Source organism: Streptomyces sp. JLBT605 (genome assembly GCF_058215555.1).
The window spans coordinates 642,787-666,394 of record NZ_CM177087.1 but is presented as its reverse complement, the minus strand read 5'-3'; the positions used below and the strand labels follow the sequence as shown (position 1 = coordinate 666,394).

14 protein-coding genes and 1 pseudogene are annotated in these 23,608 nt (G+C 74.7%); 11 read left to right on the top strand and 4 right to left on the bottom strand.

The window, feature by feature from the left end; genetic code table 11:
• Nucleotides 1–18: 18 nt before the first annotated feature.
• The 6 genes from AC4BDD_RS03120 (at nt 19) to AC4BDD_RS03095 (ending at nt 10,704) form a co-directional block, all read left to right on the top strand.
• Nucleotides 19–741, top strand: a complete 723-nt coding sequence (locus AC4BDD_RS03120) for a GntR family transcriptional regulator (RefSeq protein WP_490689418.1) — start codon at nt 19–21, stop codon at nt 739–741.
• Between the two features lie 123 nt (nt 742–864).
• Complete coding sequence (locus AC4BDD_RS03115) at nt 865–1,590, top strand: DUF969 domain-containing protein (RefSeq protein ID WP_490689417.1); 726 nt, start codon at nt 865–867, stop codon at nt 1,588–1,590.
• The gene (locus AC4BDD_RS03110; protein ID WP_490689416.1) at nt 1,587–2,555 is read left to right on the top strand and encodes a DUF979 domain-containing protein; all 969 of its coding nucleotides are present in this window, start codon (nt 1,587–1,589) and stop codon (nt 2,553–2,555) included. Before AC4BDD_RS03115 ends, AC4BDD_RS03110 begins: the two co-directional genes overlap by 4 nt.
• Nucleotides 2,556–2,751: 196 nt before the next feature.
• On the top strand, nt 2,752–4,284 hold the full coding sequence (locus AC4BDD_RS03105) for a hypothetical protein (protein WP_490689415.1): 1,533 nt from the start codon (nt 2,752–2,754) through the stop codon (nt 4,282–4,284).
• Nucleotides 4,285–4,387: 103 nt separating this feature from the next.
• Nucleotides 4,388–5,278, top strand: a complete 891-nt coding sequence (locus AC4BDD_RS03100) for a hypothetical protein (RefSeq protein WP_490689414.1) — start codon at nt 4,388–4,390, stop codon at nt 5,276–5,278.
• Between the two features lie 119 nt (nt 5,279–5,397).
• Nucleotides 5,398–10,704: a hypothetical protein gene (locus tag AC4BDD_RS03095; protein ID WP_490689413.1), complete on the top strand. Its 5,307-nt coding sequence runs from the start codon at nt 5,398–5,400 to the stop codon at nt 10,702–10,704.
• Here AC4BDD_RS03095 and AC4BDD_RS03090 read toward each other — a convergent pair.
• Nucleotides 10,634–11,126, bottom strand: a pseudogene (locus AC4BDD_RS03090) (hypothetical protein). The gene AC4BDD_RS03095 and the pseudogene AC4BDD_RS03090 sit on opposite strands and share 71 nt — an antisense overlap.
• Nucleotides 11,127–11,506: 380 nt before the next feature.
• Here AC4BDD_RS03090 and AC4BDD_RS03085 point away from each other — a divergent pair.
• From AC4BDD_RS03085 to AC4BDD_RS03070, 4 genes are read left to right on the top strand one after another with little or no spacing between them, the layout of a single operon-like run.
• Complete coding sequence (locus tag AC4BDD_RS03085) at nt 11,507–14,437, top strand: nitrate- and nitrite sensing domain-containing protein (protein WP_490689412.1); 2,931 nt, start codon at nt 11,507–11,509, stop codon at nt 14,435–14,437.
• Entirely contained in the window at nt 14,434–14,859 is a 426-nt protein-coding gene (locus tag AC4BDD_RS03080; RefSeq protein ID WP_490689411.1) for a roadblock/LC7 domain-containing protein, read from the top strand. Before AC4BDD_RS03085 ends, AC4BDD_RS03080 begins: the two co-directional genes overlap by 4 nt.
• Before the next feature lie 9 nt (nt 14,860–14,868).
• Entirely contained in the window at nt 14,869–15,255 is a 387-nt protein-coding gene (locus AC4BDD_RS03075) for a DUF742 domain-containing protein (protein ID WP_490689410.1), read from the top strand.
• Nucleotides 15,236–15,844: a GTP-binding protein gene (locus AC4BDD_RS03070; RefSeq protein WP_490689409.1), complete on the top strand. Its 609-nt coding sequence runs from the start codon at nt 15,236–15,238 to the stop codon at nt 15,842–15,844. Before AC4BDD_RS03075 ends, AC4BDD_RS03070 begins: the two co-directional genes overlap by 20 nt.
• 102 nt (nt 15,845–15,946) lie before the next feature.
• On the opposite strand, the gene AC4BDD_RS03065 is transcribed toward AC4BDD_RS03070, so the two are convergent.
• From AC4BDD_RS03065 to AC4BDD_RS03055, 3 genes are all read right to left on the bottom strand, one after another.
• Nucleotides 15,947–17,641, bottom strand: a complete 1,695-nt coding sequence (locus AC4BDD_RS03065; protein ID WP_490691631.1) for a GGDEF domain-containing protein — start codon at nt 17,639–17,641, stop codon at nt 15,947–15,949.
• A 53-nt stretch (nt 17,642–17,694) separates the two neighbouring features.
• Entirely contained in the window at nt 17,695–18,519 is an 825-nt protein-coding gene (locus AC4BDD_RS03060) for a M15 family metallopeptidase (protein ID WP_490689408.1), read from the bottom strand.
• Nucleotides 18,520–18,595: 76 nt separating this feature from the next.
• Entirely contained in the window at nt 18,596–21,181 is a 2,586-nt protein-coding gene (locus AC4BDD_RS03055; RefSeq protein WP_490689407.1) for a glycoside hydrolase family 31 protein, read from the bottom strand.
• A 233-nt stretch (nt 21,182–21,414) separates the two neighbouring features.
• On the opposite strand from AC4BDD_RS03055, the gene AC4BDD_RS03050 reads away from it, so the two are divergent.
• Nucleotides 21,415–23,439, top strand: a complete 2,025-nt coding sequence (locus tag AC4BDD_RS03050) for an acetoacetate--CoA ligase (protein WP_490689406.1) — start codon at nt 21,415–21,417, stop codon at nt 23,437–23,439.
• The last annotated feature ends 169 nt before the right edge of the window (nt 23,440–23,608 follow it).

Sequence of the window (23,608 nt, the reverse complement as noted above, 5' to 3'; positions counted from 1 at the left end):
GGTGAAGGAGAGACCCACGTGGCCAACGGGACCCAGCGGCGTCTGGACGAGGCGACCGGGCTGCCGGACCTGGAGACGGACCGGGCGCTGCTCGGGCGCACCAGCACCGCCGAGCGCGTCGCGGACATCCTGCGCGACCGGATCGCCGAAGGGTTCTTCCCGCCCGGCTCGCGGCTCTCCGAGGACAGCATCCGGGGGGCTCTCGGTGTCTCCCGCAACACCCTGCGCGAGGCGTTCCGGCTGCTCACCCATGAGCGGCTGCTGGTGCACGAGCTCAACCGCGGCGTCTTCGTACGGGTGCTGACGGTCGATGACCTGATCGACATCTACCGGGTGCGCCGGCTGGTGGAGTGCGCGGCGGTGCGCGGCCTGGGAGAGCCGCCCTACCCGCTGGACGCGGTCGAGGCGGCGGTGCTCGCGGGGGAGCGGGCGGCGCGCGAGCGAGAGTGGCAGGAGCTGTCGACCGCCAACATCCGCTTCCACCAGGCGGTGGTCGCCCTGGCCGGCAGCCCGCGCACCGACGAGCTGATGCGCGGCGTGCTGGCCGAACTGCGGCTGGTCTTCCACGTGATGGACGATCCACGCCGCTTCCACGCCCCTTACCTGACCCGCAACCGGCAGATCCTGGAGGCGTTGCAGGCCGGGGAGGCGGTGGCGGCCGAAGGGCTGCTCGCCTCCTACCTGGAGGATTCCCGGCGGCAGCTGTCGGGTGCCTACGCCGAGCGGATCCCCGGCGGGTGAAGGAGCAGTTGCCCGGCGGGTGAAGGATCAGTAATCGACCCCTTGTCGGATCGTTGAACGATCCCCTAGCCTCCGGTCCAACTCCTCACAGCCCCGTGGGCTCCCTGCGCGGAAGGCGGACCCATGATCGTTCTCCTGGGCGTGCTCGTGGTCGTCGTCGGCTTCGCCACGAGACGCAACCCGCTGCTGGTGGTGGGGGTGGCGGGCATCACCACCGGGCTGCTCGGCGGCCTGACACCGCGTGAGATCCTCGCCGCCTTCGGCAACGGCTTCGCCTCCAGCCGCGCGGTGACCGTCTTCGCCATCACCCTGCCCGTCATCGGCCTGCTGGAGCGCTACGGACTCCAGGAGCAGGCCCGCGGGCTCGTCACCCGCTTCGCGAAGCTCACCACCGGCCGCTTCCTCGCGCTGTATCTCGCGCTGCGGCAGCTCACCTCCGCGGTCGGCCTGGTCAGCATCGGCGGCCCGGCCCAGACGGTGCGCCCGCTCGTCGCCCCGATGGCCGAGGGCGCCGCGGAGCGCCGCTGGGGCAAGCTCCCGGACAAGGCCCGCGAGAAGATAAGGTCCCACGCGGCCGGCGCCGACAACGTCGGATTCTTCTTCGGCGAGGACGTCTTCCTCGCCGTCGGCTCGATCCTGCTGATCACCGGCTTCGTCAACACCACCTACCAGACCCACCTCGAACCCCTGCACCTCGCGCTGTGGGCCATCCCCACCGCCGTCTGCGCGCTCGTCGTACACGGCTGGCGGCTGCTGCGACTGGACCGGTGGCTGGAGCGCGAACTCGGCGCCGCCCAGGCCGGCGCCACCGCCGCGCACACCCCGGACAGCCCGGAGGCGGTCAAGTGATCAAGGCGGAGTGGTTCTTCTGGCTCGTCGGCGCCATCTTCCTGGTGATGGCCGCGCAGATGGCCACCGACCGGACCAACCCCAGGCGGTTCGGCACGGCCGCCTTCTGGGGCCTGATCGGCGCCGGCTTCCTCTACAGCTCCTGGGTCGTGGAGAAGAAGGCCCCGGCCGAGCCGCTCGGCGCCGCCGTCCTCGCCATGGCCTGCCTTGCCGGATTCGGCCGCACCGGGCGCGGCGCGGCCCGCACCACCGGCCGCGAGGAACGCGCCGCGAGCGCCGCCCGCCTCGGCAACCGGATCTTCGTGCCCGCGCTGACCATCCCGGTCGTCGCCGTGGTCTGCGCCGTCGGCCTCAAGAAGGTCTCCCTCGGCGGCGAGCCGGTCCTGCAGAAGGGCAGCGAGACCATCCTGGGCCTGGGCATCGGCGCGGTCACCGCGCTGGTCGTCGGCATGGTCATGCTGCGCGAGAAGCGGATCAGCGCCCCGCTGCACGCCGGGCGGTCCATGCTGGAGTCCATGGGCTGGGCGCTGCTGCTGCCGCAGACCCTCGCCACCCTCGGCAGCATCTTCTCGGTCGCCGGAGTCGGCACCGAGGTCGGCAAGCTCACCACCGAGGTGCTGCCGGAGGACTCCCGCTACCTCGCCGTGGTCGTCTACTGCGTCGGCATGGCCCTGTTCACGATGATCATGGGGAACGCCTTCGCCGCCTTCCCGGTCATGACCGCCGCCGTGGGCTGGCCGGTGCTGATCCAGCAGGCCGGCGGCGACCCGGCCACCGTCCTCGCCGTCGGCATGCTGGCCGGCTTCTGCGGCACCCTGGTCACCCCGATGGCCGCCAACTACAACCTCGTCCCGGCCGCGCTGCTGGAGCTGAAGGACACCTACGGGCCGATCAAGGCGCAACTGCCCACCGCGGCCGCGCTCCTCTGCTGCAACATCGTGATCATGGCGGCCTTCGCCTTCTGACGCCCGCCGGCCGAGCCACGGCGGCAGGCGCGGCTCCGGCGCCCGGCCCGCCCCGCCTGCCCCGGGCCAGGTCAGGCCGGGCGGGCCGCGGCAGGTCGAGCCGGGGGCCGTGACAAGGTCGGGCCGGGGGCCGAGGCAGGGCGCCTGCCCCGCGCCGTTTCGTCCGTTGTCGGTGCGACCGCCTAATCTGTGCGACGTGAATTCCGTACCACCCGGGGCCGCCGCGCCCCAGCTCAGCGGGGTGGCCCGCCCCGCCCCCGGCCCGGCCGCCGACGAGGGCCTGGCGCGCCGGTTGCGCGCGCTCGCCTGCACCGCGCCGCTGCACGACCTCGACGCGCGCAAGACCAGCCTCGCCGGGGAGTACGGGATCTACGCGATGGCCGAGGTCGCCCTCGCCGCCATCGACCTGGTCACCCTCCATATGGACTTCGACACCGGCGCCGACCACGAGCAGATAGTCGCAAGGCTCCTCCCCAGGGTCGCCGCGCAGGCCCCGGGGCGCCCCGCCGCCGAGCACGAGCGGGTCGCCCGCTGGGTCCTGGAGAACCTGGTCAACGTCGGCAGCGTCGACCGCGGCTTCCGCGCCGTCTACGGCACCTTCGACGCCGACGGCACCTACACCCGCCGCGACTACGACTTCAAGCTGATCGAGGAGGTGCCCGGCCCCGGCGGCACCGTCTATCTGCGCACCACCGACGAGGCGGTCAACGTCCTGGTCGGCGCCCTGGACACCGACGTCACCAGCGCCCAGATCGCCGCCGAGGTGAAGCTGGAGGTGCTGATCAGCCGCGGCCGCCTCGCCGACGCCCAACTCGCCGCCGAGCAGGCCCGGTACCGCACGGTGCAGTACTCCGAGTCGCTGCGCCGCACCCTGGACGCCACCCGGCGCAACGTCCGCGCCGTCGACTGGCTGCACGGCGTCCCCGACATGATCGCCGAGGCGCTCGACCACGTCGCCGACCGCTACCGCCACGAGAACGCCATCCTCACCAACATCCGCAAGGTGCGCGACGAGGCCGCCTCCGGCAGCGACCCCGAGCACAAGCGGCGCGCCGCCGAACTGGTCGACATCGTCAAGGACTGCATCCGCCGCCACACCCAGCTGCAGTCCCGGCTGCTCGAAGCCGGCCCGCTCTTCCGCGCGGAGCAGGACCGGCAGGCATTCGCCGCCCCCGCCGCCAGCGCCGGGCTCGACCTGTACGGACAGCTGATCGCCCCCGTCCTGCCGCTCCCCGTGGAGCGGGCGACCCGCGTCACCGACGCCTTCTTCGCCCGCGGCACCGGCCTGCGCACCCCCGCCTCGGTGCGCGTGGTGGACCTGGTGGACATGCTGCTGACCCCGCCCGTGGAGCGGGAGCACCTCGGCGCCGAGATGCCCGAGCCGGACCTCATCGCCACCCCGGACGACAGCCGGTTCAGCGAGGAGCAGCTCGGCGCCGCCATGGAGCTGCTGGACCTGCCGCCGGACGCGCCGCGCCGGCTCTCCGGCCTGCTCGCCCAGGCCCGCCGAACCGACCCCGAGCTCCCCTACCTCGTCGCCCTGCTGGCGGTGCACGCCGCGAGCCCCCCGGTCGGCACCGCCTACCGGCAGGGCGAGCAGCGGCTGCTGTTCGCCGTCGACGACGGGACGGAGTTGGACGACCCGGAGTTCGGCGGCGCCGACCTCATCGTCGGAACCGCGCTGCTGGACGCGGCCGGCATGGCCGCCGACCGCACGGAGGTGGCGTAGTGAACCTCCGCCAGCGCCCGGGCGTGGGTCCGCTGCCCCGCCCGCCACGGGCACAGCGGCCCGCACCCGGCAACGGAAACCCGCTACCCAAGGAGCGACAGCAGTGACCGCCGAGTACGACGTCGACGAGCCCCCGGCCCCGCCGGCCCCGACGCCCGCCGCGTCCGGCGGCAATGTCACGCCCGGCGACGCCGCCGACGCGGCCCGCCTGGTCGCCTTCGGGCTCCAGCCCAAGCTCGTCCCCGCCCGCGACGCCGAATACGCCGAGCTGCTGCGCCGGCACCGCGACGACCCGGCGTTCGCCCGGCTCACCGACGCCATCGCCGCCGGCCTCGGCCTGGTCGTCCTGGAGGTCTCCACCCGCGCCGGCATGGCCGTCACCGCCGCCGAGGACTCCGTCTTCGCCGTCCGGATGGGCGACTACGCGCGCCGCGCCGCCACCGACTCCGCCGACCGCTTCCTGCACGGCCTCGCCCACCTGGCCATCGCCGCGATGTCCTTCCCCCGCCCCGAGGACCTCGCCGACGACGGCTACATCGGCCGGATCACGGTCAACGGCGTCGACTCCTTCGTCCGCCAGGCCTGCCGCCGGCTGGAGGAGCGGGCCGAGGAGGAGGGCGCGAACACCGACCCGGCCACCGACGCGCCCGGCCTGGAGGCGGCCTGGCGGGTCTACGCCCGGCGCAGCGCCACCGGTGCCACCAAGGACGCCCGGCGGCTCGCCGGCTCCACCACCGGCATCATCGGCAAGGCCGTCGCCTTCCTCGTCGACTCCGGCTTCCTGCAACGCACCGGGGACGACGCCGGAGGCGCGTACCGCACCACCGCCCGCTACCAGCTCCAGGTCCGTGACATGGCGGGCAGCGCCGCCATGGCCGAGCTGCTGGAGCTGGGCATCGTGCCGGTCACCGACGGCACCGCCAGCCTGCTGCCCGCCGAGGACACCGACGACCTCCACCTGGTGGCGGACGCCGGACTGCCCTTCCACTCCTGACCGGCGGCGTGCGGGCCACCGCCACCGTCACGGCCCCCCGGACGCTCTCCGGGGCCCGGCCCGGCCACCGCTGACCACCACCCCGTCCCACTTCCGCACGACAACGAGAGTCCGCCGCCATGTACGAGCTGTCCCGGGTCCGCCTCTACTCCATCGGGCCTGCCGGTGCGCGCTACGCCGACACCGTGCTCGACCTGCGCGGAGTCGGCGCGCCGGTGCCCAGCCCGGCGCCCGCCCAGGCGGAGTTCTTCGAGGACGAGCCGGTCGGCCCGCCCCGCCGCCCCGCCCCCGCCGGCGTGCTCTTCCTGGAGAACGGCGGCGGCAAGTCCGTCCTGCTCAAGCTGATCTTCTCGGTGATGCTGCCCGGACACCGCAACACCCTCGGCGGCGCCAGCTCCGGCGTGCTGCGGAAGTTCCTGCTCGCCGACGACTGCGGCCACGTCGCCCTGGAATGGCAGCACACCGTCACCGGCGAGACCGTGGTGGTCGGCAAGGTCAGCGAGTGGCGCGGCCGCCAGGTCTCAGGCGACCCGCGGAAGTTCGCCGAAGCCTGGTACTCCTTCCGGCCCGGCCCCGGCCTCAGCCTCGACTCGCTGCCGGTCGCCGAGTCCACCGCGGTGCGCCGCACGGCCGAAGGGGCCTCCGGCGCCCAGGGCCGGCGGCGCACCATGAAGGGCTTCCGCGACGCGATCACCGAGGCGGGCAAGGCCTATCCGCACCTGGACGTGGTCTGGATCGAGATCCACGAGCGGTGGAACGAACACCTCGGCGAGCTCGGCCTGGACCCCGAACTCTTCCGCTACCAGCGCGAGATGAACGCCGACGAGGGCGAGGCCGCCGGCCTCTTCGCCGTCAAGAACGACTCCGACTTCACCGACCTGCTGCTGCGCGCCGTCACCGACACCCGCGACACCGACGGCCTCGCCGACCTGGTGCACGGCTTCGCACACAAGCTCGGCCGCCGCGCCGAGCTCACCGCCGAGCGCGACTTCACCGCCGGCTCGCTGGACCTGCTCACCCGGATCTCCGAGGCCGCCCAGCGGCGCGAACAGGCCAGGGGAGTGCACACCGGCGCCGAACGCCGCACCCGCGCCCTGGCCCGCCGGCTGTCCGCCCGCGGCGCCGAGGAGCGCGGCCGCGCCGCCGAACTGGCCGGAGCCGTCGCCTCCGCCGCGCACGCCGTCACCGACGCGGAGCAGGCCAGGGGCCGCGCCGCGCTGATCGCCGCGGAACTCGCCTACCGGCACGCCTCGCTGGCCCTGACCGCCGCCGAGAAGGGCGCCGCCGCGCAGCGCCGCGAACTGAACGACGCACGCACCCTGCACTCCGCCTGGCAGGCCGCCGAGACGGTGCTGCGGCACCGCGCCGCCGCCGACCGCTCCGCGCGCGTCGCCGCCGCCATCCGCGAGGCCGAGCGGGACGCGGCCCCCGCCCTCGCCGCCCGCGCCCAGGCCGCCGCCGACCTCGTCCGGGCGCTGCACTCGGCCGCGGGCGAAGGGGAGCGGGTCGCCGCCGAGGAGGAGGAGCGCTCCGCCGCCCTCCAGCAGGCCGGCGAGGCCGCGCACCGGGACGCCACCGCGGCCGCCACCGAGGCCCAGCGGGCCCGCAGCGAGGCGGACCACCTGCGCCAGCGACTCGCCGAGGTCGAGCAGGAGACCGCCGAGGCGGTGCGGGCCGGCTGGCTTGACGACTCCGCGCCGAACGCCGACCCGGCCCGCGCCGCGCTCGCCGCCAGCGACGCGGAGAAGACCGCCGTCGCCGCCTGGGACAGCGCCCGCGAGCTCGCCCGGCACACCACCGAGCAGGCCCGGGATGCCGCCGCCGAGCACTCCCGCGCCGAGCTGGCCGCGGCCCGTGCCGCCGACGCCGCGCAGGCCGCGCAGGCCGCGTACGAGGCCGAGCGCCGCGCGGCCGAGGCGCTCGGCGCCGAGCAGCGCCTGGTCGAACTGCTCGGCCTCCCCCAGCGCCCCGCCGCCGCGGTCCCGGCCCCACGCGGCACCCGGCGCCCCCAGCCCGCCGACTCCCGACCGCACGGGCGGATCAGTGTCCGTGTGGACGAGTCCGAGGGTGCCGCGGAAGGAGCGGCGGGCCCCCGGGGCAGCCGCGCGGTCCCGGCCGACTCGCGTCCTGACGGCCGCATCACCGTCCGGCTGGACGAGTCCGGGGCTGCCTCGGACGAGGCCGCCGAGCTCCGGGACCGGCGCGCGATCCCCGCCGACTCCCGGCCCGACGGGCGGATGACGACGCGGATCGACGGCGCCGAGCCCGCGGCCGGCACCGGCGCGGCCGCCGACGACGCCACCGGAGCTCCGGCCCCGGCGGACGGCTCCGGCGGCGATGCGACCCATGGCGCCACCCGCGACCAGGCTTCGGCCGTGGACGGTTCCGGCGGCGGGGCGGAGCCGATCGCGCCGGGGGAGGCGTGCACCGACGATCCCGACGCAGCCGAGGACGCGCCTCTCCACGACGGATCCCGCGGCGCAACCAGCGCACCCAGTACAGCCGGCACCCCCGGCGCACCCGGCACCGGCCCGGTCGGCGACGACCTCGCCGGCGGCGAGCCCCGCCGAGCCGCGTCCGCCGGGCGGCCGGACGCAGAGCGGGCGAGCTCCGACGGCGTACCCGGGTCGTCCGGGCCGCGCCCGGTCGGCGACGGCCCGCTGACCGCCGAGGAGCTGGACCGCAGCGCCGACGCGCTGCGCGAACTGCTCGACGACAGCGTCGCGGCCGCCGAGCGCCAGCTCTTCGAGCTGCGCACCGCGGCCGCCGACGACTCCCGCATCCTCGGCGCGCTCGGCGACGGCGGACTGCTGCCGCCCAGCCCCGACGTGCTCGCCGCCGTGGAGTACCTCGGCGAGCACGGCATCCCCGCCCTGCCCGGCTGGCGCTATCTCGCCCAGGCGGTGGACCCGGCCGACCACGCCGCGGTGCTGGCCGCCCGTCCCGAGCTGGTCGACGGTGTGGTGATCACCGACCCCGACACCCACACCCGGGCCCGCGAGGTGCTCGGCGCCGCCTCACTGCTGCCGCGCTCGGCCGTCGCCGTCGGCACCGCGGCCGCGCTGCTCGCCCCCACCCCGCCGCCCGGCACGCAGGACAGCGCGGTCTTCCTGGTGCCGCCGAACCCGGCGATGCACGACGAGCGCGCCGCCGACGACGAACGGCGGGCGCTGCGCGAGCGTGCCGCCGCCCGGGACACCGAGATCCGCACGCTGGCCGCGCGGCTGGCCGGGGACCGGGCCCTGGCCGCCCGGCTGGCCGCCTGGCGGCAGGGCTGCCCGCCCGGCCGCCTCGCCGAACTGGCCACCGCCGCCCAGGAGTCGCGCGCCGCCGCCGACGACGCACGGCACCGGCTCACCGAGGCGCAGACCGCCCGCGCCGAGGCGGACGAGACCGCCGGCGAAGCCGCCCGGGTGCGCGACGAGCGGCAGGAGGCGGCGCAGCGGGCCCGGCGGGCCGCCGACGCGCTGGCCGGTCTCGCCTTCCGGCTGCGCGAGCGCGCCGCCTGGCAGACCCGGCTGCGGGAACTCGCCGACGAGGCCGCCGAGGCCGAGGAGCGCGCCGCCGCCTGCGTGGACCGCGCCCGCGCCGCCGACGAGGACCGGCGCGCCGCCCAGCGCGCCGCCGACGACGCCCACCGCACGGCCCGCGCGCTGCGCGCCGAGCGCGCCGAGATCGCCGGCGTCCCCGACGACCTGGACGAGGAGGCCGGCAGGGGACAGGACGCCCGCGGCGCCTCGCTGCCCGCCCTGCGCGAGGCATACCGGGCCGCCTCCCAGGTGTACGAGAAGGTGGGCGTCGGCGCCGACCTGCGCGCCGAACAGGCCCGGGCGGAGAGCGACGAGAGCGCGGCCCTGGCCGCCCTGGACCGGCTCACCAACAAGGTCCGTACCCGCGCCGCCCAGCTGCTGGAAGGCACCGACGGCGCGGACGGCCCCTCCCGCCAGGCCGCCGCCGCACGCGCCGAGTCGCTGGTGCAGATGCTGGAGACCCGCGCCTCCGCGGCCAGCGAACAGCTCGGCCGGCTGCGCGGCGAGGCCGAGCGGCTGGCGCCCGCCGACGGCACCGCGCACACCGAGCTGCCCGAGGACCAGGCGCCGGCCGACGCCGAGCAGGCCAAGGAGCTGCTGCGCACCGCCAACGCCGAGCTCGCGGCCCGCACCGACGCGACCGAGACGGCGCGCGACGCCCACACCGAGCTGCTGCGCGCCCACCGCGCCGCAGAGGACGCGGCGGGCGGCTTCGAGGAGATCGCGGCGATGCTCCGCGACCTGCTCCGGGACCACCCCGGGCAGCCGGACGAGCAGCCCGCCGACGGCACCGCGGACCAGCCCGGCGGGTACACCGGCTCGCTCGCCGAGGCCCGGCAGGCCGCCGCCGAGGCCCGGCGCTCGCTGCGCGGCTGCGCGGCCGACCTGTCGGCGGCCGAGGCGGCGGTGCGGGAGGCGAGTGACGTGCTCGTCCGGCACGCCAACTCCACCCGCTACGAACAGGTGCGCACCCCGGCCCGTCAGCAGATCCGGGAGCTGCCCGCCGCGGCCCTGCCGGACCACGCCGCCGCCTGGTCCGAGGCGTTCGCCCCCCGGCTGCGCGTCCTCACCGACGAACTCGCGCAGCTGGAACGCAACCGCGACAGCATCGTCGACCGGCTGCGCGGCCTGGTCGAGTCCTGCCTGGCCACCCTCCGCTCCGCGCAACGGCTCTCGAGGCTGCCGGAAGGACTCGGCGAATGGTCCGGGCAGGAGTTCCTGCGCATCCGCTTCGAGGACCCGGACCAGGCGACGCTGACCGAGCGGCTCGGCGAGGTCATCGACGAGGCGACCCGCTCGGCCGTCCGGAAGAACTCCGACCTGCGCCGCGACGGCATGTCGCTGCTGCTGCGCGGGGTGCACGCCGCGCTCCAGCCGCGCGGCGTCGCCGTCGAGATCCTCAAGCCCGACGCGGTGCTGCGCGCCGAGCGGGTGCCGGTCGGCCAGATGGGCGACGTGTTCTCCGGCGGCCAGCTGCTGACCGCGGCCATCGCGCTGTACTGCACGATGGCGGCGCTGCGCAGCAACGACCGGGGGCGGGACAAGCAGCGGCACGCGGGCACGCTGTTCCTCGACAACCCGATCGGCCGGGCCAACGCGACCTACCTGCTGGAGCTCCAGCGGGCGGTGGCCGATGCCCTGGGCGTCCAGCTGCTGTACACCACCGGCCTGTTCGACACCACCGCGCTGGCGGAGTTCCCGCTGGTCATCCGGTTGCGGAACGACGCCGACCTGCGGGCGGGGCTGAAGTACATCAGCGTCGAGGAGCATCTGCGGCCCGGTCTGCCGCAGCAGGATCCCGAGGCCGAACCGGTGCACGGCCAGATCACCGCGACCCGGATGTTCCGCCGCCCGGAGGGCGGCAGCGGCGACCAGCGCACCGGGCAGCAGAGCTAGGAGGCGCCCGAGGGGGCTCCGCGGATGTCGGGCGTCGCTCAGACGCCCGACATCTGGCGCGGCGCCCGCGAGCCCCGCACTCGGCGCGCGGAGCTGCTGGGCGCCGAGACCACACCATGGCGCTGCCGCCACACCTGCCGCGTCACCCAGACGTCGAGAACCCCCCAGGTGGCCGCGATGACGCCGGCCACGGTGCCCAGCACCATGGGGAAGGCCAGCCATGAGCCGCCCAGCGTGCACAGCAGCGCGATCATGCCCTGCACCAGCGTCACCGCCAGGATGATCACGGCGCGAACCGCCGCCGTACGCACCGGATCCGGCAGCCGGCGCCGCCGGGCCGGCTCCTCGACCCACAGGGGCCGCACCCCGGCCGGCGGGACACCGCCCGGGGTGCGCTGCGGGATGTCGCGATCCTTGCCCATGAAGTCCTCACCCCTCACTCTGGCTGCCCTGGCCCACTCGCTTCAAAAAGTCGGACATGGGTCCTATTCCCCCAGGGTTCGCCCGGTGTTCCCCCCGGGCTTCTCCCTGGGGGGCACGAACGACCATGAGGGATGGTTCCCAGCGGGAGGGCAAATCCAGCCAGACACGAACGGGTGCTTGCCATGGCGGGGAGACCGGTACCTGCCAGCAGCCGGGGGGTAAGTCCGGCAATCCCCGGACACATCGTGATCAAGGTCGTCGCCTACGGTCCGTCATCAACCGGACAACCCTTCGAGTTGGCCTACTCACGGTAGTAGGCTCGCGCCCGCTTGTTGTCGGAACTTAGCCCCCGTGCTTCGGGGTTGACGTTGGGGAGGCCATGCGCTTTCGCGGGAAATCCATCCGCCGGAAGATCGTGGCGCTGTTGCTGGTGCCGCTCGTCTCACTGACGGCAATCTGGGCGTTCGCCACAGTGATCACCGGTCGCGAAGCGATGCAGCTGCTCGATGCCGCGGACATCGTCGACGACGTCGGTTACCCGGTCGAGGACGCCGTGAAGGCCATCCAGGTCGAGCGCCGCCAGGCCCTGATCTTCCTGGCCGACCCGCGGCAGTCCGATGTGATCCCCGTCCTGCACGCCCGGCAGCAGAAGACCAACCAGGTCATCGACAAGGTCCGCGCCACCGCCGAAGACGGCGACACGCGCGACAAGTTGACCAGCGATGCCAAGACCCTGCTGAGCGAGATCCTGGAGAAGGCCGACGGTCTGGAGAACCTGCGCCGCCAGGTCGAGGACCGCGCGATCAGCCCCAAGAACGCCTTCATCTACTACAACAACCTGGTCGACCTCTGCTACAACCTGCGCAGCTCGCTGCACTCGGTGCCGGACGCCGAACTCGACAAGCAGGGCCGCGCGTTGATCGCGATGATCCGTGGCCGGGAGGCGCTCTCCCGCGAGGACGCGCTCTACACCGCCGCGGTCACCGCGAACAAGATGGACATGGAGACGCTGCGCGCGATGGGCGACCTGGTCGCCGAGCGCAACCTGGTGCAGTCGCTCAACATGCCCGTCCTGCCCGCCTCCGACCAGAAGATCTTCCTCGGCTACCGCAAGAACAGCTCGGCACCGCAGGCCCTGCGGATCGCCGAAGAGGCGATCCTCGGCCACCGCGACCCCTCCCGGGCCCTGCACGCGGTGGGCAAGAAGGACTGGGACTTCGCCGCCAAGTCCGTCATGGACGACCTCGACCGGCTCAACAACGAGGCGATGGACCGCTTCCACGACCGCGTCGAACCCGAGGCCCAGAGCGTCCTCATCCAGGCCGGCGCGGCCGGCATCCTCGGCTTCCTCTCCCTGCTGGCCTCCGTCTTCGTGTCGTTCCGCATCGGCCGGGCCCTCATCCGCGACCTGTCCGGCCTCCGCAAGGACGCCCAGGAGGTCGCCACCGTCCGCCTGCCCAGCGTGATGCGCCGCCTCGCCTCCGGCGAGCAGGTCGACATCGAGACCGAGGCGCCCCGCCTGGAGTACGGCAACGACGAGATGGGCCAGGTCGGCCAGGCCCTCAACACCGTGCAGCGGGCCGCCGTCGAGGCCGCCGTCAAACAGGCCGAACTCCGGCACGGCGTCTCCGAGGTCTTCGTCAACCTCGCCCGCCGCAGCCAGGTGCTGCTGCACCGGCAGCTGACGCTGCTGGACGAGATGGAGCGGCGCACCGAGGACACCGACGAGCTCGCCGACCTCTTCCGCCTGGACCACATGACCACCCGCATGCGGCGGCACGCCGAGGGCCTGGTCATCCTCTCCGGCGCGGCCCCCTCCCGGCAGTGGCGCAAACCCATCCAGCTGATGGACGTGGTGCGCGCGGCCGTCGCCGAGGTCGAGGACTACGAGCGGATCGAGGTACGCCGCCTGCCGCGGCTGGCCGTCAACGGCCCCGCCGTCGGCGACCTCACCCACCTGATCGCCGAACTGCTGGAGAACGCCACGGTCTTCTCCCCGCCGCACACCGCGGTGCAGGTGCTCGGTGAGCGGGTCGCCAACGGCTTCACCCTGGAGATCCACGACCGCGGTCTGGGCATGGCGCCCGACGCCCTGCTGGAGGCGAACCTGCGGCTCGCCGAAACCCCGGACTTCGAGCTCTCCGACACCGACCGGCTCGGCCTCTTCGTGGTCAGCCGCCTCGCCGAGCGCCAGGGCGTGAAGGTCTCGCTCCAGCCGTCCCCGTACGGCGGCACCACCGCGGTGCTGCTCATCCCCTCCAAGCTGCTCACCGAGGGCGGCGAGGTGGACAAGGACGCCGACGACAGCGGCTACGACGAGCAGGGCCCGGCCGGCGCCGGCCGGCACGCCATCGGCGACATCCACGCGGTCTTCCCGGACCGCGCGGCCCGCAACTCCTCGCGGCTCGACGGCCCGGTCGAGCTCGAGGCACCGGTCAGCCGGTTCGTGGACAGCGCGCCGCGGGACGCGCTGGAGGACGAGGAGGAGGCGGGCGGCCTGTTCCGCAGCCGCGGCCTGCCGTCCCTGCCGCCGGCCCGCCCCGCCCCGCACACCCCGGTCATCCAGCCGTTGCCCTCGGTGCCGCAGGAGCGGCCGGACCACCACCAGCCGGCTCCCCAGGGCCCGCAGCCGGCCCGGACCAACGGCCCGGCACCGCTGCCGCGCCGGGTGCCGCCGGTGCTGGTCTCCGACCACGGCCGCCCGGTCGGCGGCCCCCGCCCGGGCCGGCACGCCGCTCCCCGCCGGGACCAGGACACGCCCGGCTGGGAGGGGCACGCGGGAACCGGCGCCGAGCGGCGGCCCGGCGCCGACCCCGCCCCGCGCGCGACCCCGGTGCCCCCGCCCCTGGCGGGCCCGGTACAGAGCTACGGGCAGTACCCCGAGCCGCACCAGCACCAGACGGGCCCGCACCAGACGAGCCCGCTCCACACCGGCCAGGACCAGTCCGGCCCGCACCAGCACCAGGCGGGCCCGCAGCCGCCCGTACCGACATGGGCCGCCGAGCCCGGACCGGCCGCGGCGCCCGGGGAGCCCACCATGCCCGCACCGAACGCCACCCCGCCGGGGCTGCCGCGCCGCGTACGGCAGGCCAGCCTCGCCCCGCAGTTGAAGAACGACCCCGCTCCCCGGACCGAGGCGGAGCGATACCCTGCCGAAACGACCGATCCCGAGCGCGATGCCGAACAGGCGAGGGCCACCATGGCCTCGCTCCAACGGGGTTGGCAGCGCGGTCGGCGGCAGACCTCCGACACGCTCGGCGGTCAAGCGCAGATGGCACCAGGAACGAACTACGAGGGGGACGGTCGATGACCGCACCGAACGCCGCAGCCCACAACACACCGGCGAAGTCGGGCGAGTTGAACTGGCTGCTCGACGAACTCGTCGGGCGGGTGGGGAGCATCCGCAAGGCGCTGGTGCTCTCCGGGGACGGGCTGCCCACCGGCGGATCACGCGACCTGTCACGCGAGGACGGGGAGCACCTGGCCGCCGTCGCCTCCGGCTTCCACAGCCTCGCCAAGGGCGTCGGACGCCACTTCGACGTCGGACGGGTCCGGCAGACCATCGTCGAGCTCGACGACGCCTTCCTGTTCGTCACCGCGGCCGGCGACGGCAGCTGCCTGGCCGTGCTCGCCGACGCCGACTCCGACGTCGGACAGGTCGCCTACGAAATGACGCTGCTGGTCAAGCGGGTCGGCGTCCATCTGGGCACGGCGCCGCGCTCCGGCGGGTGACGGGGTGACATGACGGAGGCCAATGAGGGCTGGTTCGACGACGCGGCGGGCCCTGTGGTCCGCCCGTACGCCATGACCCGCGGCCGCACCCGCAGCGCGGCCGAGGAGAAGCTCGACCTCATCGCGGTCGTCGTCGCCGACCGGGTGGACAGCCGGTCGGTCCCCGATCAGACACTGTCACCCGAGCACGTCGACATCGTCGAACTGAGCCGGGGCACCCCTCTGTCCGTCGCCGAGCTCGCCGCCGAACTCGACCTGCCGGTCGGCGTCGTGCGGGTGCTCATAGGCGATCTGCTGCACGCGGCGCTCGTCCGAGTGTCCCGGCCCGTACCTCCGGCGGAACTGCCGGACGAGAGGATTCTGCGCGAGGTGATCAATGGTCTACGGGCACTCTGACCGTGGCCTTACCCATCCGGTCGAAACCCCACCAGCCGACCCGGTCACGCTGAAGATCCTGGTGGCGGGCGGATTCGGCGCCGGGAAGACGACCCTGGTGGGGGCGGTCAGCGAGATCAAGCCGCTGCGCACCGAGGAACTGCTCAGCGAGGCCGGGCGGCCGGTCGACGACATCGCCGGGGTGGAAGCCAAGCGCACCACGACCGTCGCCATGGACTTCGGGCGCATCACGCTCCGCGAAGACCTGGTGCTCTACCTCTTCGGCACGCCCGGACAGGACCGCTTCTGGTTCCTGTGGGACGAGCTGTCGACCGGAGCGCTGGGCGCGGTCGTGCTGGCGGACACCCGGCGGCTGGAGGACTGCTTCGCCGCCGTCGACTACTTCGAGCGGCGCGGCATCGCCTTCACGGTGGCCGTCAACTGCTTCGAAGGCGCGCCCCGCTACCCGGAGCAGGCGGTGCGCGACGCCCTCGACCTCGAAGCGCAGACCCCGGTCGTGCTCTGCGACGCGCGCGAGCGGGAGTCCGTCAAAGAGGTCCTCATCTCGGTCGTCGAGCACGCCATGCTGGTCTCCGCCATGCAACGCTGAACCCAGCCGTCCCTGACAGGGCCCGCACCCCGTACCCCGGGGTACGGGCCCTGCCGCGTCCCTCCGGACCGCCGGGCCGCGCCGCGTCCGCCCGCCGCCCGCTCAGCCGGGCGCGGGCACCTGGCGGGCGGCGTCCGGGCACCGGCCCGGCCCGGCAACCGCCCCGCCGCGACGCGTCTCCACCCCGGCCGAGCGCGGCCGGCCCACCACCCAACTCGCCCCGCGCAGCGACTTCGCCGACTTCTTCAGCGGCGCCAGGCAGGCCGCGGCCTGATGGTGGTCGGCGACGCTGCCCGGCGGACACACCACGGTGGCCAGCGACAACGTCACCGCCATGCTCCCCGCCGTCCAGGGCACGTCGAGGACGGCGGCCGCGATCGGATCGGGTCCCTCGGGACCGTCCGGCTCGGTCAGCACCAGGAAGTCGTCGCCGCCGATGTGCCCGATCCGGGCGGAGCGCCGGCCGGCCGCGGCGTCCGCCAGCGCACGGCCCACCGAGCGGATCAGCTCGTCCCCGGCCGCGAACCCCGCACCATCGTTGACCTGTTTGAAACCATCCACATCCAGCCAGCTCAGCGCGAACGCCCGGCCGTCCGCGATCCGCCGGTCGACCTCCGCGTTGACCGCGTCCGAACCGGGCAGCCGGGTCAGCGGGTTGAGGCGCACCGCCTCCTCCACCCGGCTCTCCGCCAGCGCCCGCACGATGTCCGCCAGATGCACCACCCCCACGCACCGGCCCACCCGGTCGACCACGGCCACATCGTCCCCGGTACGCGCCGGCTCACCGGCCGCGACCACATCCAGCACCTCCCAGGCGGTGGCCTCCAGCGGCACCGTCCGCGGGCGGTCCGCGAGCCGCTGCGCGGGCCGGTCCGCGTACAGCGCGTGCCCGTACCGCCCGGACAGCGACAGCAGGAACCGGTCCCGGTGCACGGCGCGCACCGGCACCCCCTCGCCGTCCACCAGCACCACCGCCAGATCCGGGGAGCCGGTGAGCAGCGTACGGACACGATCGGCGGACGCGGACAGCGGCAGCAGCGCGGCGGGCCGCACGAACTGCGCGATCCGCGGCCCGCCGGGATCCACGGCGACCGGCGGCCCGGCGGCCGGCACCGGGTGGTAGACCTCGGCGGCCGGGCGGCGCGCCGGCGGCGCGAAGAGATTGCCCTGCGCCAGCTGCGCCCCCGCCTCACGCGCGGCGGTGCACTGCCGCTCGGTCTCCACGCCCTCCGCGCTCAGCAGCGCGCCCAGACCGTCGCACAGCGCCCGCATGGCGCTGACCGCCGACCGGGAGGCCGCGTCCGCCGGAAGCGCCGCGATCAGGGTGGGATCCAGCTTGACCAGGTCGGGGGCGAGCCGGGTGAGCAGCCGCAGCGGCACATCGCCGTCGCCCACCCCGTCCACGCACACCCGGTAGCCCAGCTCGCGCAGCCGCCGCACGGCCGCCACCAGAGCACGCTGCGGCACCTGGGTGTAGGGCGGCCCGAGATCGAGGGTGATCTCGTAAGGGCGCCGCCCGCTGTGCCGTACCGCCCGGCACAGCGGTGTCATCTCGGGCAGCTCCGCCACGGTCGAGGCGAAGACGTTCACATGCAGGGGCAGCAGGGTCTCCTGCCGCGCGGCGGCGCGCACCGCCAGCGCGGCGAGCTCGGCGTCCAGCCGCGGATCCCGGCGGGCCGCCGCCAGCACATCACCGGTCTCCGGGCGGGCGAGCACCTCCAGCGCGGTGACCGAGGCGGTGGTGAGGTTCACGACGGGCTGATAGGCGAAGCGGAGATCGTCCGTCCAGGAGAGCACGGCAGCCAGGATGGACCGCACGCGTCCTCAACCCGGCCCGGTTCACGCGGAGTTCACGCGCCATTCGAAGCCCGCGGCGCACGGCCGGCCAGCGACCGCCGGGAGACGGGGAAGTCGAAGTACGTGTCCGGGAACGGCTCCGGTTTGAAGGTGTAGTGCCACCACTCCTCGGGCAGATTGACGAATCCGACCCCCTCCAGGGTGTTCTTCAACAGCAGCCGATTGGCCCGCTGCTCACCCTGGATCCGCGGATCCAGGGTGTGGGAGAGGGTGTCGAAGCAGTCGAACCCGGTGCCCATGTCCACCGAGTTGTCGGGGAAGCGCTCCGCCTGCGGCGCGTGGCAGCGCACCAGCCGCTCGCCCGGCACATAAGGGCGCGTCGGCACGACGGGCAGCTTCACGACCGTCAGGTCGACGGTGCTGCCCCGGCTGTGCCCCGACTTCTCCGCGATGTACCCGTCCAGGAAGAGCCGGGACTTGTCCACGTCCGGATAGAACTCCTCCTTCATCGCCTGGTCGCCGAGGTCCTTCGCCCACGCCACGAAGGAGTCGACCGCCCGCTGCGGCCGGTAGCAGTCGTACACCTTGAGGGTGTAGCCGCGCCGCAGCAGGGTGCGCTGCGCCCGGTGCAGCGCCTCGGCGGCGGGGCGGGTCAGGATGCACATCGGCTTGCGGTAGCCGTCGATCCGGTGGCCGGTGAAGTTGTGCGCGGTGAAGTAGCGGATCTCCTGCCGGATCGTGGGATCCACCTCGCTCAAGGCCACGAACTCCTCGGGCGCCTTCGGCTCCGGCCGCGCCTGCGCCGGGGCGGGCGCGGCGACGGCCATCAAGGCGGCGACGGGCAGGAGCGCGCGCAGTGCGGTGGCAAGTCGTGGCATGGCCCTTTCAGATACCAGTTCGTCAGGCGCCCGACAAGGGCCGCTCGTTCGCCGCCCCGCCGGCGCGTGGTGTTCCTCAGAGGGTGCCCGGCAGGGCGCCCCGCACCCGCACCGGGTACTCCACCTTCTCCGCCCCCTCCTGCTCCACCACCAGCTCACCGTCGCGCAGCCGCGTGGTGAACCGCGCCACCGTCGGCTCCTCCCATCCGTCGCCCGGATCGGTGATCAGCAGCCCACCGCCGGTGCGCCCCACGGCCGGCGGCCACACCTCCAGTTCCACCGCGCCGTCCTCGCCCGCCACCGGCACCACCGAGCCGGCCCGGGCCAGCACCACGGGCCGCGCCAGCGGTGCCGCCACCCGCACCTGGGCCGGCCCCTCGAAGGCGCGGCCGGTCACCGTGTCGTACCAGCGGCCGCGCGGCAGCCGCACCGACCGCTCCCGCGCACCCTCCTCCAGCACCGGCGCGACCAGCAGCGAGTCACCGAGGAGGAACGCGTCCTCGCAGTCGCGCAGCGCCCGGTCCTGCGGCCGGCGCCACCACACCGGCCGCACATACGGCGCCCCGGTGCGCCGTGCCACATGGGCCAGCGTGACGAAGTACGGCATCAGCCGCTGCCGTGCCCGCAGCGCGGCCGCCGCGTGCTCCAGGACCTGCGGCCCGAACTCCCACGGCTCCCGCCGCCCCGCCCAGATCGCCGAATGGGTCCGGAACAGCGGCAGATACGCGGCGAGCTGGAACCAGCGCAGATACAGCTCCGGCGAGGGGGTGCCGGTGAAGCCGCCCACATCCGGCCCCGAATAGGGCACCCCGCACAGCCCGAGCCCCAGCACCAGCGCCAGCGAGGCGCGCAGCCCCGACCAGCCGGTCGCCACATCGCCCGACCAGGTGCCGCCGTACCGCTGCATCCCCGCCCAACCCGAGCGCGAGAAGAGAAACGGCCGCTGTTGCGGGCGCAGCCGGCGCAGCCCCTCGTACCCGGCGCGCGCCATCGCCAGCGCGTAGACGTTGTGCGCCTCCCGGTGATCGCCGCCCCGGCCCTCCAGCGCGTGCCGGGCCGAGCGCGGCAGCGTCGGATCGCCGAAGGCCGCGAACGACACCGGCTCGTTCATGTCGTGCCACACCCCGGAGAAGCCCTGCGCCAGCCGCTCCGCGTACAGCCCGCCCCACCACTCGCGCACCCGCGGATCGGTGAAATCAGGGAACACCGCCTCACCCGGCCACACCACCCCGCGCACCCGGCGCCCCCGGGCATCCCGCACGAACGCGTCCGCGGCCGCTCCCTCGTCGTAGATCCGCTCGCCCGGCTCCACCTTCACCGCCGGGTCGACGATCGACACCAGCCGCACCCCCTGCTCCCGCAGCCCCGCCGCCAGCCCCGGAAGATCCGGGAACCGCGCGGTGTCCACGGTGAAGACCCGGTGCCCCCGGTAGTGGTCGATGTCCAGGTGGAGCGCGGAGAGCGGCAGCCCCCGCTCCTGGTAGCCCGCGACCACCCGCCGCACCTCCCGCTCGTCGTCGAACCCCCAGCGGGCGTGCTGGTGGCCCAGCGCCCAGGCCGGCGGCAGCGCGGGCGCGCCGGTCAGCGCCGTCCAGCCGTGCAGCACGCGCGCCGGGGTGCCGACGATCACCCAGTAGCGCAGCGGGCCGCCCTCCATCCGCAGCCGGCAGCGGCCGGGCCGGTCGTGCCCGGACCCGGCGCCCTCCCGGCCCTCGTGCAGGGTCACCGTCCCGTCCCAGGAGTTGTCGTGGAAGACCAGGTGCGTGCCCGCGTCGGCGACCACCAGCTGCACCGGCATGGTCAGGTACAGCGGGTCGTCGCCCGGCTCGAAACTGCCGCCCGGATCGGTGTTCCACAGCCGGTACGAGCCGTCCCGCAGCCGCGGCCCCGCCGCCCGGCCGCCCAGCCCGAAGAACCGCGCGTCCGCCGCCACCTCCGACCGCTGCATCCACCGCGGTGCCCCACCCGCCGCCCCACCGGCCCCCGGCCCCGGCCCCGTCCCGTTCCCGCCGGGCGGCTCCGCCCCTCCGCCCCCGTCAGGCCGCCGTGCCGCGGCCGCCCCCACCGTGCCCGCCCCTCGCCCGGCTTCCGCGACGGCACCGTGCGCCGCCGGCCCGTTCCCGTCGGGCGCCGGCCCGGCACCCGCCCCGTCAGGCGGCGTCGCTCTCTCGCCTCCGTCCGCCCGCTGCCCGCCCGCGGCCGCCGGCTCCCACCAGCGCGGCGGCAGATCACGGCGCAGCACCACGCCGCCCGGCGTGCGCACCTCCACCGCACCCACCCGGGACACCGCGACCGTCACCCGTTCCGACACCACCCGCCAGCCGCCGTCGGTGTCCGGCTCCAGCACCGCCCGCTCGTCCACCGCCGGGCACGAGCCGGCCAGCGCGTACGACGGCTCCGGCTCGGCACCGTCCCAGCCGCAGAACACCGCGCCGCCCGCCGCCACCCGCACCCGCAGCGTGGACCGCGTGAACCGCACCAGGCCGCCGCCCGGCTCAGGATCGGCCCCCAGCGCGGCCCCCGGCACCCGGGCGAGCTCCGTGCCCCGTCGCGGCAGCCCGACCGCGTCGGCACGCCGGCGCCGCCACGCCGACCGCACCGAGCGCAGCCCCTGCGCCGTACCGACCAATTTCACCGACCGCACCAGGTCACGCGCATCCATGCTGATCAGCCTGCCATCGCCGACTCGAGGATCGCGGCGCGTTCAACTGCCGTTCACTCGAGGTAGACCCACATCCCGCCACATCGTTTCGCGAGCGGGGTGTGAGCGGGGTCCGGGCGGGCGGCTCTGGTGCACGGAGTGATCACATGGCATCGTCTGCTGAGCCGCGTCACGCGCACACCCAAGCCGGGCGCGCGCCGACGCACACCACGCGCACAGTCCGGGAGCCGATGATGACGACCGCACCGCAGCCAGCCACCCCGCCGGAGGACTCGCCGGTGCCCCTGTGGCAGCCCGGCGACGACCGGATCGCCGCCGCCCAGGTCACCCGCTTCCAGGCGTGGGCGGCCGAGCGGCACGGCGCGCCCGCCGGGATCCCCGGCGACCCGGCCGCGAGCTACGCCGCGCTGCACCGCTGGTCCACCGAGCAGCTGGAGCGCTTCTGGCAGGCCGTCGCCGAGTGGTTCGACGTGCGCTTCGCCACCCCGTACCAGAGCGTGCTCGGCGATACCGGGATGCCGGGCGCGACGTGGTTCCCCGGCGCCACCCTGAACTACGCCGAGCACGCGCTGCGCGCCGCCGAGGACCCGGCGCGCGCCGATGAGCCCGCCCTGCTCCACGTCGACGAGACGCACGAGCCCCGCCCGATCAGCTGGGCCGAGCTGCGCGGCCAGGTCGGCTCGCTCGCCGCCGCGCTGCGCAGGCTGGGCGTGCGCCCCGGCGACCGGGTCAGCGGTTACGTCCCCAACGTCCCGCAGGCCGCCGTCGCCCTGCTCGCCACCGCGGCCGTCGGCGCGGTGTGGACCTCCTGCGCCCCCGACTTCGGCGCCCGCAGTGTTCTGGACCGCTTCCAGCAGGTCGAGCCGGTGGTGCTGTTCACCGTCGACGGCTACCGCTACGGCGGCAAGACGCACGACCGCACCGAGACCGTGGCCGAGCTGCGCCGGGAGCTGCCCACGCTGCGCGCGGTCGTGCACATTCCGCTGCTGGGCACCGAAGCCCCCGAAGGCGCCCTGGAGTGGGACGAGCTCGCCGGGGACGCGACCGAGCCGGTCTTCGAGCAGGTCCCCTTCGACCACCCGCTGTGGGTCCTGTACTCCTCCGGCACCACCGGGCTGCCCAAGGCCATCGTCCAGTCCCAGGGCGGCATCCTGCTGGAACACCTCAAGCAGCTGGGTCTGCACACCGACCTCGGCCCCGGTGACCGGTTCTTCTGGTACACCTCGACCGGCTGGATGATGTGGAACTTCCTCATCTCCGGCCTGCTGGTCGGCACCACGGTCGTGCTCTACGACGGCAGCCCCGGCTATCCGGACACCGCGGCCCAGTGGCGGGTCGCCGAGCGCACCGGCGCCACGATCTTCGGCACCTCCGCCGCGTACATCATGGCCTGCCGCAAGGACGGGGTCCGGCCCGGCCGGGACTTCGACCTGTCCCGGATCGGCTGCGTCGCCACCACCGGCTCCCCGCTGCCGCCGGACGGCTTCCGCTGGATCCACGACGAGGTCGCCGAGGACATGTGGATCGCCTCCGTGAGCGGCGGCACGGACGTGTGCAGCTGCTTCGCCGGCGCGGTCGCCACCCTCCCGGTGCACATCGGTGAACTCCAGGCCCCCTGCCTGGGCACGGACCTCCAGGCGTGGGACGCGCACGGCAAGCCGGTGATCGACGAGGTCGGCGAACTGGTCGTCACCCGCCCCATGCCCTCGATGCCGATCCACTTCTGGAACGACCCCGACGGCAGCCGCTACCGCGACAGCTACTTCGAGATGTTCCCGGGGGTGTGGCGGCACGGCGACTGGATCACCCTCACCTCGCGCGGCAGCGTCGTCATCCACGGCCGCTCCGACTCCACCCTCAACCGGCAGGGCGTCCGGATGGGCTCGGCCGACATCTACGAGGCCGTCGAACGCCTCCCGGAGATCCGCGAGTCGCTGGTCATCGGCGTCGAACAGCCGGGCGGTGGCTACTGGATGCCGCTCTTCGTCCACCTCGCCGAAGGCGCCACCCTCGACGACGCCCTGCGCGACCGGATCAAGCGCACCATCCGTGAGCAGCTGTCGCCCCGGCACGTCCCGGACGAGGTCATCGAGGTACCCGGCGTCCCGCACACCCTCACCGGCAAGCGCATCGAGGTCCCGATCAAGCGGCTGATGCAGGGCACCCCGCTGGACAAGGCCGTCAACCCGGGCTCAGTGGACAACCTGGACCTCCTCCGCTTCTACGAGCGCCTCGCCAAAACCAGCCCGTCAAGCTGACCCGGCAATTCCAGCTGGCCCGGCCCATCCAGCCCGACGGGCGAACCATCCGGCCCGTCCGGCGATTGAGGACCGGGGTCTGGGGCGGAGCCCCGGCGCGGGAAGGGGCGGGTAGGGGAACACGCGCGCGCAGCGCCCCCACCCGCCCACCGAGCCCCACCCCGCTCAT